The 18,125-nt window shown below is 40.0% G+C and carries 19 protein-coding genes; 8 read left to right on the top strand and 11 right to left on the bottom strand.

The window, feature by feature from the left end:
- Window positions 1-14: 14 nt before the first annotated feature.
- Entirely contained in the window at window positions 15-437 is a 423-nt protein-coding gene (gene hpaR / locus TW85_RS01035; RefSeq protein WP_046015219.1) for a homoprotocatechuate degradation operon regulator HpaR, read from the bottom strand.
- A 373-nt stretch (window positions 438-810) separates the two neighbouring features.
- Here hpaR and TW85_RS26120 point away from each other — a divergent pair, with 373 nt between their 5' ends.
- The 8 genes from TW85_RS26120 (at window position 811) to TW85_RS01075 (ending at window position 8,973) form a co-directional block, all read left to right on the top strand.
- On the top strand, window positions 811-1,770 hold the full coding sequence (locus TW85_RS26120; protein ID WP_046015220.1) for a tripartite tricarboxylate transporter substrate binding protein: 960 nt from the start codon (window positions 811-813) through the stop codon (window positions 1,768-1,770).
- 30 nt (window positions 1,771-1,800) lie between these two features.
- Window positions 1,801-3,201, top strand: a complete 1,401-nt coding sequence (locus TW85_RS26125; RefSeq protein ID WP_046015221.1) for an aldehyde dehydrogenase family protein — start codon at window positions 1,801-1,803, stop codon at window positions 3,199-3,201.
- A gap of 49 nt (window positions 3,202-3,250) precedes the next feature.
- The gene (locus TW85_RS01050) at window positions 3,251-3,778 is read left to right on the top strand and encodes a universal stress protein (protein ID WP_046015222.1); all 528 of its coding nucleotides are present in this window, start codon (window positions 3,251-3,253) and stop codon (window positions 3,776-3,778) included.
- Window positions 3,765-4,295, top strand: a complete 531-nt coding sequence (locus TW85_RS01055; protein ID WP_046015223.1) for a hypothetical protein — start codon at window positions 3,765-3,767, stop codon at window positions 4,293-4,295. Before TW85_RS01050 ends, TW85_RS01055 begins: the two co-directional genes overlap by 14 nt.
- Window positions 4,296-4,308: 13 nt before the next feature.
- Window positions 4,309-5,790, top strand: a complete 1,482-nt coding sequence (locus TW85_RS01060; protein WP_046015224.1) for a tripartite tricarboxylate transporter permease — start codon at window positions 4,309-4,311, stop codon at window positions 5,788-5,790.
- Between the two features lie 39 nt (window positions 5,791-5,829).
- A complete protein-coding gene (locus TW85_RS01065; RefSeq protein WP_046015225.1) occupies window positions 5,830-6,516 on the top strand; it encodes a helix-turn-helix transcriptional regulator in 687 nt (228 codons plus the stop codon).
- A 130-nt stretch (window positions 6,517-6,646) separates the two neighbouring features.
- Complete coding sequence (locus TW85_RS01070) at window positions 6,647-7,951, top strand: aminotransferase class III-fold pyridoxal phosphate-dependent enzyme (RefSeq protein WP_046015226.1); 1,305 nt, start codon at window positions 6,647-6,649, stop codon at window positions 7,949-7,951.
- Window positions 7,951-8,973, top strand: a complete 1,023-nt coding sequence (locus tag TW85_RS01075) for a phosphotransferase (protein WP_046015227.1) — start codon at window positions 7,951-7,953, stop codon at window positions 8,971-8,973. The genes TW85_RS01070 and TW85_RS01075 overlap by 1 nt, the downstream gene beginning before the upstream one ends.
- 47 nt (window positions 8,974-9,020) lie before the next feature.
- On the opposite strand, the gene TW85_RS01080 is transcribed toward TW85_RS01075, so the two are convergent.
- The 10 genes from TW85_RS01080 to TW85_RS01125 form a co-directional block, all read right to left on the bottom strand.
- On the bottom strand, window positions 9,021-9,947 hold the full coding sequence (locus TW85_RS01080) for a p-hydroxyphenylacetate 3-hydroxylase reductase component (RefSeq protein ID WP_046015228.1): 927 nt from the start codon (window positions 9,945-9,947) through the stop codon (window positions 9,021-9,023).
- 36 nt (window positions 9,948-9,983) lie between these two features.
- The gene (locus TW85_RS01085; protein ID WP_046015229.1) at window positions 9,984-11,153 is read right to left on the bottom strand and encodes a p-hydroxyphenylacetate 3-hydroxylase oxygenase component; all 1,170 of its coding nucleotides are present in this window, start codon (window positions 11,151-11,153) and stop codon (window positions 9,984-9,986) included.
- Window positions 11,154-11,280: 127 nt separating this feature from the next.
- The gene (locus TW85_RS01090) at window positions 11,281-12,459 is read right to left on the bottom strand and encodes a Bcr/CflA family multidrug efflux MFS transporter (protein ID WP_046015230.1); all 1,179 of its coding nucleotides are present in this window, start codon (window positions 12,457-12,459) and stop codon (window positions 11,281-11,283) included.
- Between the two features lie 9 nt (window positions 12,460-12,468).
- Window positions 12,469-12,909, bottom strand: coding sequence for a heme-binding protein (locus TW85_RS01095; RefSeq protein ID WP_052701760.1), 441 nt, complete (start codon window positions 12,907-12,909; stop codon window positions 12,469-12,471).
- A 17-nt stretch (window positions 12,910-12,926) separates the two neighbouring features.
- Complete coding sequence (hpaD, locus tag TW85_RS01100; protein WP_046015231.1) at window positions 12,927-13,790, bottom strand: 3,4-dihydroxyphenylacetate 2,3-dioxygenase; 864 nt, start codon at window positions 13,788-13,790, stop codon at window positions 12,927-12,929.
- 208 nt (window positions 13,791-13,998) lie between these two features.
- Window positions 13,999-14,904, bottom strand: a complete 906-nt coding sequence (gene hpaA, locus TW85_RS01105) for a 4-hydroxyphenylacetate catabolism regulatory protein HpaA (protein ID WP_046015232.1) — start codon at window positions 14,902-14,904, stop codon at window positions 13,999-14,001.
- Window positions 14,905-14,962: 58 nt separating this feature from the next.
- Entirely contained in the window at window positions 14,963-15,772 is an 810-nt protein-coding gene (gene hpaI / locus TW85_RS01110; RefSeq protein WP_046015233.1) for a 4-hydroxy-2-oxoheptanedioate aldolase, read from the bottom strand.
- A gap of 9 nt (window positions 15,773-15,781) precedes the next feature.
- Window positions 15,782-16,585: a 2-oxo-hept-4-ene-1,7-dioate hydratase gene (hpaH, locus tag TW85_RS01115; RefSeq protein WP_046015234.1), complete on the bottom strand. Its 804-nt coding sequence runs from the start codon at window positions 16,583-16,585 to the stop codon at window positions 15,782-15,784.
- 9 nt (window positions 16,586-16,594) lie between these two features.
- Window positions 16,595-17,362, bottom strand: coding sequence for a fumarylacetoacetate hydrolase family protein (locus TW85_RS01120; protein ID WP_046015235.1), 768 nt, complete (start codon window positions 17,360-17,362; stop codon window positions 16,595-16,597).
- Window positions 17,362-18,108 (bottom strand): fumarylacetoacetate hydrolase family protein, encoded by a 747-nt coding sequence (locus TW85_RS01125; protein WP_052701762.1) that lies wholly within the window; start codon window positions 18,106-18,108, stop codon window positions 17,362-17,364. The genes TW85_RS01120 and TW85_RS01125 overlap by 1 nt, the downstream gene beginning before the upstream one ends.
- Window positions 18,109-18,125: the final 17 nt, after the last annotated feature.

Raw genomic sequence — 18,125 nt, forward strand, 5'->3', positions numbered from 1 at the left:
TTTCTACTGATTTGCTAAGGTTTGATATTACAAAGTTGATTTAGCAAATCGTTTAATTGATCCATTTTATCTTGAGATAGCTGACTGGTCATTTGAGCATACTTAGCTTCGAGCCTAGGGCTGATTTCGTCAAACATAGTTTGTGCTTTATCACTAAGACTAATTAATACTCGTCTTTGGTCCTCGGTAGACTTTTTTCTCACTATATAGCCTTGAGCTTCTAGTCTATTTAAGATGCCTGTTAGGCTAGGGCTTAAAATGCAGCAATGTACGGCAAGCTGTTTGGACTCTAATTCAGCATGCTCATTTAATGCTCGTATAACCCGCCATTGTTGCTCAGTTAGATCAACCTCTTGTAATAATGGTCTGAAAAATACCATTGTCGCTTCTCTTGCTTTGAGTAATTTTAGAGGCAGAGAGTCGTCAAATTTTCGCATAAGTTATGCCTATCCATACTGAGTAATAAGTGATTTCAATTTGTACTTTATAGCAAATATTTAAGGCTATAAAACTAATTAATATGTTAAATTAAATTTTGATTCCTTTCACTCGAAATCTAACCTTTATTAAATCAAAATTAATAAAATAATTTTTTAAAATTAAATAAGGTGTTGATTTTAAAATATATAAATACGTTTTCATTATTGATTTACTCGCTCCTGATTAAGTCCACCTTCTTTAACTCATAGATTTTTTCTGATTAAAAAATAGCCCTTAACTTATAAAAATGTCCCTTTAGGGACATGGGGGAGCTTAAAAGCTTTGTGCTAATTTAGTTTCAAATCAAAAAAATAAAAAGGTAGAAGGTTTATGAGACACTCTAAAATAGTTAAAACATTTAGCATGCTAGCTATCGCTGCTTCATCTGTTGTAATGAGTGCTAGCGTCACTGCTGCAGATAATTATCCAAATCGCCCTGTGAAGTTTATCGTGCCTTGGCCTCCTGGCGACCTTGAAGATATATTAACCCGTGTTATTGCCGAAGAAATGAGTAAAGAAACAGGTGTTCCTGCTACTGTGGTGAATAAGCCTGGTGGTGGTGGGGTGCTTGGTGCTGCTGAAGTTGCACGCTCACGCAATGATGGTTCAGTGATAGGTTCATTTGTTGTTGATCTACTCACGACAAGTGTGATGTCAGGTAATGCGCCTTATAGTAGAAACGATTTTGAACCAGTTGGAATCTTTTTAGACTATCCTTTTGTATTAGCCGTAAGAGCTGATGCGCCTTATAGTTCATTGGAAGAGCTTGCAGATTACTCTCAACAAAACAATGTTTCTTTAGCTCACTTTGGCTATCAAAACTTACCAACAGCTTTGACTTTTAAAGCGGCCGAACAACTCAATATCAAATTCTCATCAGATGCCGCTTTTGACTCCAATGATTGCTCAACATTAGCCAATGGCGATGCTGATGTTATTAATACGACTACACAGCAAATTCTTCCATGTATTAATTCAAAACAGGTAAAACTACTTACCTCCTTTACCCATGACAGATTAAGGATTGCGCCAGAATTACCAACATTGTTTGAAAAGACAGGGATTTCTCAAACACCTTGGAATGGCTTGTTTGTTAAGTCTGGCACATCTGAGGTGATTAAAGAGCGTATCGCTCAAATTTCAGAAAAAGCACTTCAAAACTCTAGGGTCATTGAGTTAATTGAAAATACAGGGGCTGTTGTGTATTGGACAGGACGTGATGATGCTGAAAAAGTAGTTGAGCTTGATTACAACAACGCAGAAAAATTAATTGAATACATGAATAAGTAAATTTTTCTGGTGAAGAATGAGAAGGTAAGAATGATGCTAAATGACGAATGTGTTTTCACTGGTAATCAGCAAACAAAAGTAATCAATCCAGCGACAAAAGAAGTGATCACCTCTATTGCTCTAAGTGATATTGATGATGTGAATAAAGCGGTTATTAATGCTCAACAGGCTTTTTCCGAATGGTCTAATTTGGATCAAGCCGAAAGAGGCAAACGGCTTCATAAAATCGCTGATGCTATCGAAGCTGCTCAAACGGATCTAGCTGAAACAATAGTGGCAGAGCAAGGAAAGCCTATGCCGTTGGCTATGATGGAAGTTGGTGGTGCAATTGGTTGGACTCGTTATCATGCTGAGTTAGAAATTCCTGTTGAAGTACTAGAAGATAGCCCTCAAAGAAAGGTAGAGGTACATCGAAAACCGGTTGGTGTGGTTGCGTCTATTACACCTTGGAACTGGCCTTTAATGATTGCTTGTTGGCATATTATGCCAGCATTAAAAGTTGGCAATACTGTGGTGATAAAGCCTTCAACATTTACTCCCTTAAGCACACTTAAGTTAGTAGAGATTATTAATCAGGCTTTGCCTGAGAAAGGTATTGTTAATTTTGTATTAGGTGAAAAGGATGTTGGGGAAGCCCTAGTTCAAAATACCTTAGTGAATAAGGTTGTGTTTACTGGATCTACATTGGTGGGTAAGCATATAGCAGGCTTGATTTCACCTACCTTAAAAAAGGTGACTTTAGAGCTAGGTGGTAATGATGCAGGTATCGTACTCAAGGGTGCAGATATTAGTAAAATTGCAGAGCCAATTTTTATTACCGCCTTTGTCAATATGGGGCAAACTTGTGCGGCCTTAAAGCGCTTGTATGTTCATAGAAGCCAATATCATGCTTTATCAGATGCTCTTGTTGAGCTTGCCATGAGCCAAAAAGTAGGTGACGGCATGCAAGATGGCGTGAGCTTTGGTCCTGTACAAAATGCAGCTCAATTTAATAAGGTTTCAGAGCTTATTAGTGAGGCCGAAGCCGCTGGCGCTGAAGTTCTGAGCGCAGATCTTCCTGCAGGCCTTCAAGGTTACTTTATTGCGCCAACGATTGTGAAAGGGGCTTTAACAACCATGAGAGTGGTTAGTGAAGAGCAATTTGGGCCAGTTCTACCTATCATAGTTTATGACGAATTAGATGATGCCATTACGCAAGCAACCAATACTGATTTTGCACTAGGTGGATCTGTATGGGGAGAGCCAGGTGAAGAAATGGACTATGCAGTGGGGCAATTGGATTCCGGAACAGTATGGATAAATAACCACGCTGAGGTTTTGCCGCATGTACCATTTGGCGGTAATAAAAGCTCTGGTTATGGTGTCGAATTTGGTCTTGAAGGCCTTTTAGAAAATACCGTTCGTAAAGTTGTAAACCTTACAAAATCATAATCTCAAGTGAAAGGGGGGGCGAAAGTCCTCCTTTTTTTATGGAGCTTTTATGGATAAGAATTTCAATAGAATTCTCTATTCGTCCGATTTAAATCGAGGAAGTAGAGATGTGTTTAAAATTGCTGTAAAGCAAGCAATACAGAATAAATCTACCATTTATTTTTTACATGTATTTGAACCCTTTATTCGTGACGATGGAGAAAGGTCGAGTCAATTTCGAATCAAAAAAGCACATAAGCAACATCTAGACTCAGTTACCAAAGACATGAAAGCGCTCCTAAATAAGCGTATTTATGACTTTATGGTAGAGGAGCTAGAAGAGGATTCTATTGATATTGAGTCAATTGAAGTATTAGTTGAGTTTGGCGAGCCCAGCAAAACTATCATAGATATGTCTAAGCAATATGATATTGATTTAATTGTAATGGGCGATCGTAGAGTAAATGCTTTAACACGAGTTTTTTTGGGTTCTACTGCACAAAAAGTCATTCACAAATCAAAAATACCTGTGTTGATTGTGCCTATCTCAAACCAACTTAAGAATAAGAAAGAGGGTTCGAGTAATGGCACCTACTGAAAAAAAAGATGATTACCTGTTTATCTATGTATTTGTGATTACATTAATCCTCATCTTGATATATCCCACTCAAACGAAAGAGATTAGCTCTAGCAGAGGTTGGTTTACTCAGCCTTATGTTGCGCCTTTGTTTGGTTTATCCATATTGGCTTTTTTTTCTTTTATTAAGTCTGTTATTTATCTGAAAAGCACGCGAGATTTTAGTGATTTCTCTCTCGATTTTTTGATGACTGCATTGTCGAACTATCGTGTCATGCTTATCACTTCGGTTCTGTTTTACTTTTATGTATCGAGTATTTCATTAATAGGCTTTTTCTTTTCAACCTTAATTTTTGTTCATCTATTGTTGTGGCTATCTCGTTTATTAAACCCATTCTGGTCCCTTTGCACCTGCTTAACTGTCATTGGTGTTGTACTCATATTCCGTGTTGGTGTGAATATTTGGTTTCCAGACGTTGCCCTATATGAAGCTTTCTTTGAAGGCGAATTATTGTGGTTTATGAATAAATATTTTTAGTTAAGAGACGCGTATGGAACTGCTAACGTTAGGCATTAATGAAGTCTTTAGTAATGGCGTTATTTTTGCGGTAATTCTTGGGGCCTTAATTGGTGTCACAATTGGCTCTATTCCTGGTTTAGAGCCAGCAGGTGTGATGGCAATCTTGCTGCCACTCACTTTTTCGATGGAACCATTATTTGGCGTCACCCTGCTACTTGGTGTCTATGGAGGCGCTTGGTATGGTGGGGCCATACCTGCAATATTGATGAATACTCCTGGTACTCCTGTTGCAGTGTTAACAACCTATGATGGCCACCCTATGGCAAAAAAAGGTAAGGGAAAAAAAGCCCTTTCTATTGCCTACACCTCTTCTTTTTTCGGTGGCATTATTAGTGTGCTATCACTGGTATTTTTTGCTCCAATTCTATCCCAAGTAGCAACCCTTTTTGGGAGTGCAGAATTTGCGATGCTGGCCTTGTTAGGCATGGTATTCGTGGTGCTGGCTCACAATAAATTTGTACTTGAGGCGGCTGCTATGATTGGTCTAGGGATCTTTTTGGGGACAGTTGGCATCGACCGATCTTATAACACTCAAGTATATACCTTTGATCAAGAATGGCTGCTAGGTGGAGTGCCCCTTGTACCAGCTGTGATTGGTCTATTTGCCATGTCACAAGCTTATATTTTGCTTTCAACTAGAGGGCAAGACTCAAGTGCTACAAAATTGGAAAAGGGTGACTTCTTTGAGGGCTTCTTTATCTTAATGCGCAATAAGGTAACAGCTATACGCTCTGCTTTTTTAGGCGTGGTAATGGGGCTTTTACCTGGTGTGGGTGAGTTTGGATCGCAGTTTTTCTCCTATACGTTAGCGCAAAAATTCTCAAAAAAACCTGAGGAGTTTGGCCATGGTGCAGAAGCGGGTTTAATCGCCTCTGAAACCTCAAATAATGCGGTAACAGCCTCGGTATTGATTCCATTATTAGCTTTTGGTATCCCTGCTGATGCATTAATGGCCATGTTATTATCTGTTTTTATGGTGCATAACTATATCCCAGGGCCTAGGTTATTCTCAGAACACCCTGAGTTTATCTCCGGGCTTTATGTTTCCTTATTTGTCATGAATGTCTTTGTTTTCTTTTATTTAAGTATGGCAAGTAGATTCATCGTAAATATTACTCGTATTCGTGGACGATTTATTGGTGCGTTCATTTTAGTATTGGGCTTCCTCGGTGCTTATAGCCAAAATTACCAATTCAGTGATGCTTTGATTGCACTCTTCTTCTCTATCATTGGGTACATTATGAAGCGGAACAATATTCCGGCAGTGCCAATTATTTTAGGGCTAGTTTTAGGGCCAGTATTTCTCACCCGAATGAGACAAGCCTTGGGGGTATCAGGTGGAGACTTTATGGTTTTTATTGAGCGACCTATCAGTTTAACTTTACTAACAGTTACTCTTTTAGCCATATTGATTTTTGCCTATGGCCGTTTCAAATCATTCGCTAAACATTGATAAGTGACGGAGGCTAAAGTTTTAGCCTCCGACGTTATTATGATGCTACCAAACGCCACTTTTTTACCTCAGTTTCAAACTCAGAGCCTGAGTCTTATTAATTCACTCTTGCCAATCACTGATGCTGTTTTTTTTCTGGTCGAAGAAAATGATCATCACAATAGTGTTGTTAGTTATAAGGGAAAATACGATATAGAGAGTCAGTATTGCCGTGATTATAAACAGTTTGACCCATTGAATCTGACAAAATTTAAGGGGAGCCAGGTCAAACTTGCAACCTTGGACTCACAAATTAAGCCCCACTTTTTAAAACAAACACGCTACTTTCAAGACTTTATGGTGCCTAATAACCATAGATATGTACTTGATATTTTTTTGCGTATTGAAGGCAAGATAGTGGCTGTGATTAGCCTTTTAAGAGAACAAATTTTAGACGACTTTAGCCAGCAAGAATTAGATTTGTTAAAGAAGTTACAGCCTTTTTTAGAGTTCTCTTTAGGGACAATATATTTGCCTCAGCGAGCCAATCAAAAGCAGAGCCTGAAAACCAAGTTTGGCCTAACTCAAAGGGAATTTGATGTTTTAGCTTTGTTATTAAGAGGCATGCAGAACAAACATATTGCGAATGAGTTAGGCCTAAGTCTCGCGACAGTGAAAACCCATCTGATTCATATTTTTCGTAAATGTCAGGTCAACTCACGTAGTCAACTAATGGTGCTTTCTTAGTTCAAGCCTAAATTTAAACGGCCCATCATCAAGTTTAATAAAATAGGGTTTCAACCTTTTGGTTGATGCCCAATTTGCCCGCCTAACTTGATACTTATCTTCTAACATTTGAAACATAGAAGATAAGGTTATGAAAAAAAGTACGACTCATGAGCTACTTGCTCGCCGCTTTCAGGTGATGGGGCAACATAGCCCTGTTTTTTATGAGCAGCCTTTACATCTGGTTCGTGGAGAAGGTGTCTGGCTTTATGATAAACAAGGGCGTCGATATTTGGATGTCTACAATAATGTACCTCATGTAGGCCACTGTCACCCTCATGTGGTTGAAACCTTAAATAAGCAAGCAAGTCAGCTAAATATCCACAGCCGTTACCTTAACGATAATGTGGTTGAGTATTTAGAGCGTTTAACAGCAAGCTTTGATGACTCACTATCCATGGCTATGTTGACCTGTACTGGCAGTGAAGCGAATGAATTAGCCTTACGTATGGCTCGCCATGCAACGAATGCTCAAGGTGTGATAGTGACAGATTTTGCCTATCACGGTAATACTGAATCGGTGGCCGAAATTGGTACAGGTTTTATGCCAGAGGCAAAACGAACCAAGCGTGTCAAAGCCTTTGCAATACCAGACTCTTACCGAGGTTTGGCGGATGTAAAACATGAGGAGCTTGCACAAGCTTATGTTGCTCAAGTACGCACAGCGATTGATGAATTTGAAGACGCCGGAATAAAGGTTGCCGCTATATTAGTCTGTCCTGACTTTGCTAATGAAGGTTTATTAAATGTACCTGCAGGTTTTTTAGAGGAAGCTGTAGCCATAGTACGTAAGGCTGGTGGACTCTTTATTGCTGATGAAGTGCAAGCGGGTTTTGGGCGAACTGGCAAGCATATGTGGGCTCATCAAGCCTATGGTGTGACTCCAGATATTGTCACTTTAGGTAAGCCCATGGGCAATGGTCACCCACTTGCTGGTGTGGTCGCAAGGCCTGACTTAGTAGAAAGCTTCAGTAAACAAGCCATGTACTTTAATACTTTTGCAGGTACTCCCGTATCCAGTGCGGTTGGTATGGCTGTATTGGATGTTTTAGCTAATGAAAACCTTCAACAAAACGCGATATCCACAGGAGATTATGTAATCAAGGGTTTAAAACGATTACAGAGTAAGTTTGAGCTTATTGGTGATGTTCGAGGCTTAGGAATGTTTTTTGCTCTGGAGTTAGTGCTTGATAGAAAAACTAAGCTGCCAGCGATCCATCAAGCGAAACGTCTTATCAATATTATGCGAGAGAGAGGAGTATTAATTAGCACTATAGGTGTTACCGATTCGATTCTAAAACTACGACCTCCCATGCCTTTTAATGAAACTCATGCAAACCTTTTGTTAGAGACTTTAGACGCTTCTTTTGAGCAATTAATTGAGGAGGGGCATTGATGAAAGGTTTCTATCAATTAGATCAGTATGAACAAGAAAAAAGACTGCAATCATTAGGCTCGAAAGCTTTAGCTTTTTGGGGGTTAGAAGAGGCTGATTTAAGCTTAATTAAATATCGAGAAAATGCCGTTTATGAAGTAAGGCTGAAGGATGGCAGAAAATATGCTTTGCGTATCCACAGGCCTGGTTATCACACTGACAAAGCGTTAAATAGTGAACTGCTTTGGTTAGGCGCGTTAGCTGAGTCGAATATTTTAGTGCCCGAAGTGATTCCTTCTTTAACTGGCGAGCTGTCTATTGTGGTTCAGATTGAAGAGGTGCCAGAGGCTAGGCAAGTCGACTTATTTGCTTGGGTTGAGGGTAAGCAAATTGGCTCTATTGAAGCTGGGTTAGGACAAAATATGGCTGAGATAGACAGCATGTTTACTTGTCTAGGCGAGCTTGCGGCCAAACTACACAACCAATCGAGTCGTTGGCCATTACCCGAAGGCTTTGAGAGACATGCGTGGGATCAAGCTGGCCTTGTTGGGGAACAGCCTTTTTGGGGGCGATTTTGGGAGTTGGCATTATTAACCCAAGAACAAAAAACGCTACTTATTGAAGTGAGAGAAAAGCTTGAGAAAGACTTATCTCACTTGGATAAAAAGCAGAATAATTATGGCTTGATTCATGCGGATTTTGTTCCTGAGAATCTGATAAATGATGCTGGAAAAGTCCGCTTGATAGACTTTGATGATGCTGGCTTTGGTTGGCATATGTTTGAGTTGGCTACCGCGCTTTACTTTATACGTGAAGAGGAAATTTACCCTATAGCTAAAGCTGCGTTATTCACGGGTTATAGAAAGTATCGTTATTTAAGTGAGGCACAAGAATCTAAGTTAGACTTATTTTTAACCGCTCGAGCAATGACATATCTTGGCTGGATTCGAACTCGACAAGAGACAAGTACTGCAAGGGATATGGCGCCTAAGTTAATTCGTTTAGCCTGTAATCAAGCTTTGCGTTATTTAAACAAAGGATAAGAAAAGAGCCCCATTAAAATTGAAATATGTTAATGGGGCAATAAACTCTAAGTGAGTAATTTAATAAGAGATTGATTGAAAGAAGCGACTTGATCTTGGCTAAAGTCTTGGAATACTTTCTCCTGCTGTTGCTGAGCTAGACTCCATAACTGATCCGCTTTTTTAGCGCCTTTCTCTGTTAGTTTAATAAAGTCTTCTAACTGTCGAATAAAGCCTTTATCAACTAAGCCTTCAATGGCGTTGTTTACATCAATAGCCGGCATGGCAACAGCTCCTTCTAACTGTACTAAAGGCAAGCTTGGTGCTTCGGCAATTATCATTAGTATTCGTGCTTCACTAACGCTAAGCCCCATAGATTCTTGAATAGGTTGATAGCTTTGCTGATATTTTCGTACAACTTGGGTCATTAAATAAAAAAGATTTGATTCTAACTTCTTCGGCTGATGACTAAAGATATCTGCGGCATTCATGTCCTTTTTGGGAGCAGGGAAAGGGACTGCTCCTGCATAGCTACCTTGAGCATAAAGCAAAGGCGCTTTATTTGAGGTATTAAAGCTCATGACTTTACCAAGCATGATCCAATGGTCACCGCCATCTAATATTTGATGATTCTCGCATTCAAATTGAGCAGTACAATTCTCTAGAAGAGGTGCTTGCCCTAAACCAAATGTGTGTGGGATATCAGCAAACTTATTATCGCTAGGTTTGGCAAAATTATTTGATAAATCTATTTGGTCAGCAGCTAGAATGTTTACAGCGAAATGACTTGCTTGCTCAAAAATAGTAAAGCTACTGGACTGTTTTGCGATACTCCATAAAATTAATGGGGGATCAAGTGAGACAGAGTTAAAACTATTCGCGGTAACGCCAGCTAATGCACCGTTAGTGTCTTGTGCTGTAATGACAGTGACACCCGTGGCAAAACTACCTAAAGCGTTACGAAAGGACTTAGTATCAAAGTTTGAATCAGACATATGAATACCTACTTTTAATCTTGAATATAATGTGGCTTAAAGTAATGCTGGATCGGGTTCTAGCCCCATCAACTCTCGACCTAAAATCTGAGCGCAAACATCATAATCTGTATAAGCATGTGCTCCTGTCATATGACAATCTCTGAATAGTCTTTGAGCTTCTTTATCTTCAAACCAGTTATTACCGCCAATGGCTTCAAATAAACGATCTACTGCTTGAATACACATTTTGACGGCATAAGCTTGGTTTGTTCGCCAATGTGTTAGGGTTTCTGTACTTGGATATTTATGCTCTAACGCGTGTTGTTTATGCTCCTGCCATGTTGCTTGCATAAAAGCTTTAGCGGCACTGACTTGATGATGAGATTCAGCTAAACGCATTAAAGCTGGAGTAGCAGCGCCCACTTTTGCACCTGTATAAGCTCTTACACGAGTTTTCGTAACATCTCGAAAAACCTCTACCATACGTTCAGCAACACCTAAGCTCATTGCTGCAAAGCCAGATGCAAAATAAGGGCGATATGGGGCAAAATATATTTCAGATTCTGGGTATAAATTGAAACCTGATGAGCGTCCTTCCATCATATCTTTGGCTTTCTCGATACGATGTTCAGGCACAAAGGCATTTTTTATTTGTAAGGTTTTTGTACCACTGCCTTTCATGGCCATCGCATGCCAATCATCATCAATTTGATAGTCACAAGCAGGGATGACTGCAAAACAATAGTCCTTAGCGCCTTCTTTGTTATCTCTTAAAAAGCCAACAATCGCCCATTCAGCATGGTCACAGCCACTGCTCCAACGCATGTCGCCATTAAAGATAATACCGCCTTCAGTTTCTTGAGTTTTACCAAAAGGTGCGATGCTACTGCAGGCAGTGGCATCTGGGTCGTCTCCCCATACATCTTCTTGTAACTGTTTTGAGAACATTGCCATTTGGTGGTTATGAGTACAAAGTAAACTGAAGGCCCATGCAGTACTACAACAAGCGCCTGCTAGCGCTGAAATACACTCGGTAAATTCAGGTAATGACACTTCAAAGCCGCCGTACACCTTAGGCAGAAATGCTTTATGTAAACCAACACTTTTTAATAGTCGGATATTTTCATCTGGTACACGGCGCAAGGTTTCAGCGTCGCAAGCGTTTTTAGCGATAAGAGGAAGAATACCTTTTAGGTCATCTAATAGAGGGTTTTGAGTCTGCATAGGGCACCTTTTATTGTTATTGAATGACTTCACTTACTGAAGTCTTGGTTCAATTATTAAAAAAAAGGTGTTGGGTTTGAATGTAGTTTTCTGAGGAAAACGGGTACTTTTCTGTTTAGCTACGAATTTATGTACTGTGGTTCTGTTGGCTGAGTTTTAGAAAGAAGAGGCCAGATAAACCGCACAGTGACATAATTAAAACCATGGCTTTAGGGCTAGCATCAAAGAAAAAGCCAACAAAAAAGCTAGCAATAGCACCTAATCCAAACTGTATCGCGACGGCTAAACCTGCAGCTGCACCTGCTTGTTTGGCAAAAAGGTTGAGCAAATTGGCGGTTGAGTTCGCTGCAATGACGCCAGTAACACTGATATACAAAAAGGTAAAAAGTACCATTGTAGTTAATTGATCAAAGAGCCAATAACTAACAATAATAGCGACACCACTTAAGCCACTTAAATGGCTTGCATAAGATAGTAGGGCTTTTGAGGTATCGTGCTTTAACCGTTTGGCATTCGCTAATGTCATGATAAATATTCCTGCAATATTCAAGCTGAATAACCAAGCGTAGGTTTGGGCTGACGTACTATAATATTGAATATATACAAATGAAGAGCCTGTTATATAAGCAAACATACCACTGAATGAAAAAGCATTGCAGAGTATTAAACACAAGGCTGTTGGTTGTTTTAAAATCAGGAAATAGCTGTTAAAAGCGCTTTTTACGCTTGGTGTATTAAGTGTTTCTGGTCGGGATTCCTGAATTTTTGTTTGAACAAAGAAAAAACAGATGCAAGCAAGCAGCATGAGTAAGATAAAAATAATGCGCCAACCTAAAAAGAGAATAAGGTATCCCCCTAATAAAGGGGCTATAAGTGTCGCAACCATAGTCACTAGATGCATTAGAGACAAGATTCTAGCGGTATCCTTGGCCGCAAAAATATCTCTTACGATTGCTCGAGCGAGCACAGAGGCTGCACCACCTCCTAGTGCTTGAATAAATCGCCAAATGAGTAACTGATCAATGTCTTGAGCCATAGCGCAGCCAAAACTTGCCAGAAAATAAAGGCCAATACCAATTAATAAAGGAGGTTTACGGCCATATTTATCCGATAGTGGGCCGTATAAAAGCATGCCTAGAAACAAGCCGAATAAGAATACCGTAATGCTTTTTTGTACATCAGATTCTATCGCGTTTAAGCTAGTTGCAATCAAAGGCAGGCTAGGCAGATACATATCAATAGACAAGGGGCCAAAGGCAACTAGGCTAGCTAACAAGATAATAAGGTAACGGGGGGATAGTGTCATAGGTGTGCTTTATAACCTTGCTTCAAGCAGACTGCTAAGACCATTTATCGCTATTTGCGCACATTGCATGTCCTCTTTTTCACTGGCGCCTGAGACACCAATTGCAGCAATGACTTCACCTTGATATATCAAGGGAAAACCTCCTCCCAAAGTAGTGAAGTTAGGCTGTAAAGAGAGGGCATTTAAGGTATCTTTTTGAGTCACAAGCTTTTGTTTCCAGCTATGACTTGCTAATCCAAAGCTAGCGCTAGTATAGGCTTTATCTAATGCTATTTTTGCACTATGAAGAGGAGCCTTATTCATATTTAGGCTTGCTAAAACCTTTCCCTTTGGACACAAAATGCTGATGCAGATAGCCAAGTGCTCTTGCTCAGCGTAGTCAGCCACAAGGACGGCCAAGGACATGGCCGTCTGATAACTTAACTCTTGATGATGGATAATTGCCGTCATAGTTTTGTTGGTACTACTTAATCTAGAGGCAATACAGGAAAAACCATATTAATTTGGCCTGTTCCTGAGCTTGGGAAGTAGGGAGTGATTACTTCACCTTTTCCTTGGTATTCGTCCCAACCAAGTGCGCCAAATAGCATGGCTGTATCATGCATTCCGCCTTCACCACTACATAGGTTTGCATAATCAGGTAGCATGGCTAAAAAGGTGCTGATATCCCCTTTTTCCAGTAGTTCAACAGCCCTTAAATCTACTTGTCGGTTAAATTCTTTAGAAATGGTAAAGGTACCGTTATTTGCTTCGTATTTATCGTTATCCCAAATACGGTGGGAGAGTGAACCTGATGCGAGTAACATGACTTTGCTGTCTGACTCTTCGATCGCTTCACGAATTGCTTCTCCTAGCTGGCGAGAGTCTTCAATACTATGGACTGTACCCCAAGCCGCAACTGAAACTATTTTGAGATCCGCTTCTTTATTCATGAAGTGCATAGGGACTAAAGTGCCATACTCTAGGGTTAACGTTTCAACTTTATGGGAAAGAGTAAAGACCCCTTTAGCCGTCGCTTTTTCTGCGATAGCATCGCCTAGTGCACCATTTCCTTTATATTGATAACCCATATTTTGGATAAAATGAGGGAACTCATGACTGGTATAAACACCTTCAAAGTGTTCATTACTGTTTATATGAAAACCAGCATTAACCAGCCAATGGGTATCGAGTACAACAACTGTGTCTACGCCTGCTTCACGAGCACGACGAACGATTTCTTTATGGCCATCTATAGCTGCTTGACGACAGCCTTTTAATCTTCCCGGTTGCTCTGACATTAGCATGGTAGGGACATGTGTAATTTTGGCTGCAATACTAAGTTCGCCCATAAACTGGCTCCTAAAAAATTGATTCTCGAATAGGTTTTAAAATAGTTAACATGTTAATAATTTATGTGTCTTCAATTGCAAAGTCAATCATTAAAACTGGTACAAAAATGTTTGAAATAGGGTTTTTTATGACCTCAGTACGGGTTATGAAAAAGCCCTTATCTTTGTTTCTTTTGAGTCGCTAAAAATAATCTAAGCAATGACTTCCTTAGCTACTTTGATTTAAGTTATAGCGGAATAATTTTGGATTGATTCCTCGATACTTTCTGAAAAATCGTGAAAAGTATGAAGGGTCTTGGAATCCTAGGTGATAGCAGATTTGGCTCATGCTCTTGTTAGTGTGAGTAAGTAGGCGCTCACTTTCTTTTATTAATCTATGATTAATTAGCTTTTTGGGAGGCGTACTCGAAACTCTGTGACAAATATTATTAAGCCTACTTTCACTGATGTTTAAGGCCTCACAGTATTGATTAAGTGGGGCATGTTGAGTGTAGTTTTGCTCGATTAAATTACAAAAGTTGCGAAATATTCTTATCTCTTCAAAATTTGATGTAGAGGTTTTTGCCTTGGTCGCTGAAATGCGTTTTAAGTGGATTAAAAGTAACCTAACCAAGGTTTCTAGCGCTAAGGCCTTATCATCAGAACTTTGACCCCACTCATCTTGTATTAGCTGCAATGTTGCTAGAAAAGCGGACCAGTGAGCTTGCTGTTCATGTGGAATCTGGCTTTCTTCAATGCACATAGCAGGAATGCCATCTCGGTAACCTTCCTTGATCTGACAATCTTGTATTAGATTCCAAACTAACGAGTTATGGATTGTGATGACTGAACCTTGGGCATTGTCATCTGTTAAAATAGCATGAGGGGTTGATGCAGGCGTTAAGAAACAAGCTCGGCCTGATACATGATAAACCTTCTCTTCTAAATGAAAGTGTGTTTCACCTTCATTAATAACATGAATTTGTAGATATTGAGCATGCAAATGGATAGGCATATCTCGACCAAAGTGGTCAGCCAAATGGGTAAGTTTATCTAAATGGATATTGGCGTTGAGGTACTTTTTATCGTAGTCATTACCTATATCAATATTGGGAATCCAATCATCATTAGTCATATTAACCACTTTTAAAAAAAGCCCATGGTGTCATGGGCAACAAGGCTAGTTCCAATCTTTAGTATATGCTCACAGGTGTATCTGTGGCTGATGTTTTAACGGTTTGTTTAAAGCTGGTAACTAAATTTCCGCTTGATTTCATCAATAAACCAGTATCACTGCCTACCGCAACAAACTTGGCTCCTAACTCGATATACTTTTTGGCCAAGGTCTTGTCTGCCATTAAAATACCAGCAGCTTTACCCGCATTTTTGATTAAGCAGATTGACTCTTCTATTACTTTTTGTACATCAGGGTGAGTTGGATTACCAATATGCCCCATGGCTGCACTTAAATCCGCCGGGCCAATAAAAACCCCGTCAACACCTTCTACCGCTAAGATGTCTGATAAACTATCAACACCTTTAAGGGTTTCGATTTGAATCAGAACACAAATTTCTTCATTTGCTGTTTGAAGGTAATTAGGCGTCCGGTTAAATTGAGAGGCGCGTGCTAAAGCACTACCAACACCACGAATCCCTGCAGGTGGGTAACGACTTGCTTTGACTACATCGATGGCTTGCTCTGCCGTTTCTATCATAGGTGCCAAAATAGTTTGTGCCCCTAAATCCAAAATTTGCTTAATACGAACAGCATCAGGCCAAACGGGTCGAATGATAGGGCTAGTGTTATAAGCCGCTATGGCTTGTAATTGAGAGAGCATTTCTTGTTGGTCATTCGGGGCATGTTCACCATCTATCAATAACCAATCAAACCCAGCACTAGCAATTAATTCAGCGCTATAGCTATTTGCTAACCCTAGCCAAAGACCAATCAAAGCTTGCTCTTGTAGTAACGCCTTTTTGAAATGATTTGTTGGAGCACTCATTTTAATCTCCTAAACAAAATGACAAGAGATATTGCCAAGTGGTCCATAGTCAACACTAAACGTGTCGCCCTTCTTGGCTGCCACAGGGCGAGTAAAAGAGCCGCCGAGTATAATTTGGCCGGCTTCAAGGCTAATGCCATGGGGGTGTAATTTATTTGCCAACCATGCAACCCCATTTGCAGGGTGGTTTAAAACCCCAGCGGCCACACCCGTTTCTTCAATTACTCCATTTTTCGACATAATGGCACTGACCCATCTAAGATCTAGCTCATCCACTTTAATTGGGCGGCCGCCTAAAATAATACCGGCATTAGCAGCGTTATCAGAAATAGTATCGAATACTTTACGAGGTCGACCTGAGCTAGGATCGATCGATTGGCTACGAGCATCAATTAGCTCAAGAGCAGGTATGACATAACTTGTTGCGTTATAAACATCAAATAAGGTGCAATTAGGACCGCTTAGCGGCTTATCAAGAATAAAAGCAAGTTCAACTTCGATTCTTGGTACGATAAACCTCTCGGTAGGAATTTCTCCACCATCTTGAAACAACATATCATCGAGTAAGGTGCCATAATCTGGCTCATCTATTTGGGATGACATTTGCATTGCACGGGAGGTTAGGCCAATTTTATGGCCAATCACTTTACGGCCTTCTTCAATTTTTTTATCTACCCAAACCTTTTGAATTGCATAGGCATCTTCAATACAAATTTCCGGATATTGTAAAGAAAGCTGGTGGACTTGTTTTCGCGATATTTCAGCTTGATGTAACTGCTCGGCACAATCATGAATAATGTCTTTTGATAACATACCTTTTTCCTATTTTGCCTGCTTATTTAAATAGTCTTCTTCACTGATAATGGTGTTACGCAATTGGCCAACGCCTTCAACTTCCACTATGACTTCGTCACCAGGTTTAACATCGGCAAGGCCTTCAGGAGTACCTGTAAAAATCATATCGCCGGCGGATAAGGTCATGATGCCACTTAGGTATTCAACAAGGTAAGGGATGTTAAAAATCATATCTTTAGTACTACCTGATTGTTTTAGTTCGCCATTGATATAGGTTTTAAGCGCTAAATTATGCGGGTCACTTATTGCCTTAGCGTCAAGAATGAAAGGGCCAACAGGAGTACAAGTATCTCGACTTTTTACTCTTAAATTTGGGCGATAATAGTTCTCAAGGTAATCTCGGATCGCATAGTCATTGCCTAAGGTATAACCTCCTATGTACTCCATAGCGTCGGCTTGACTGACATTTTTTGCTGTTTTACCTATGACGGCGACAAGCTCACATTCATAATGCATGTAATCAACATTTGCAGGACGAACTGTTTCTTGGTTGTGGCCGATTAAGGTATTCGGGCCCTTTAAAAAAACTAATGGTTCAGTTGGAGCGCTGAAAGCAAGTTCACTTGCGTGATCGGCATAGTTAAGGCCGAGAACAAAGATCTTGCCATCACAAGGTGGAAGCCAATGAGCATCGCCTTCTTCGATCAGGTTTCCATCAGGCAGAACAGCTTGATAATCATTGTTTACCTGAACCTGAGTGATTTCATTATTTAATAAAATACGACCATGTTTCATTAGATTTGCACCCCTTCAAAAACGACTTTATTGCTCAACTGTCCAATACCTTCTATCTCTATCATGACCTCATCATTAACTGCCAAGGCAAGTTGCTCAGTGCGAAGAGGTGTGCCTGCAATAACTAAGTCACCTGGTTGTAAGCTAATGAAGCTGCTGATGTAGCTGATAATTTGAGCGACGTTATAGTGCAGCTGATCTGTGTTAGTTTGATGCTTTAACTGGCCATTAACATAAGTATCAATATTTAGCTTATTTGCATCAGATACTTGGGCTTTATCAACAATAGCTGGACCAATAGGGCAAAAACCATCGCGACATTTTGCTTTTACTGCCGGACGGTAAAAGGAGGCTTCTTCTAGGCTAACTTCATTTACTAGTGTATAGCCTTGAATAAAATCCTCTGCTTGCTCTTCGCTCACACGAGTACAAACCTTACCAATAACGATACCAAGTGAGGGCCCAGCATAAATTGTTTCTCCTGAACTTGGGGCAGGAATGTTTTGCCCAAAGCCAATATGAGTATTATCTGTTTTGATATGTAAGACGGGGGTATTTGGAGGTGTAACATGCGGCTTTTCATTAAAAGCCGTTTCCATACTCTCTCTCAGGCCTTTATCGTTCAAAGCCACCCCTAAAACTGTGCCTTTAGCCGCTGGTAACAAATGATATTGACTTGCTTCTAGTGGAGATTGGCTTGAAATAGTATTCGCACCCTCGTTACTTAATACTCGATAATGAAACATAAAATATAAACTCGCAT

Source organism: Marinomonas sp. S3726 (assembly GCF_000967665.1).
GTDB lineage: Bacteria > Pseudomonadota > Gammaproteobacteria > Pseudomonadales > Marinomonadaceae > Marinomonas.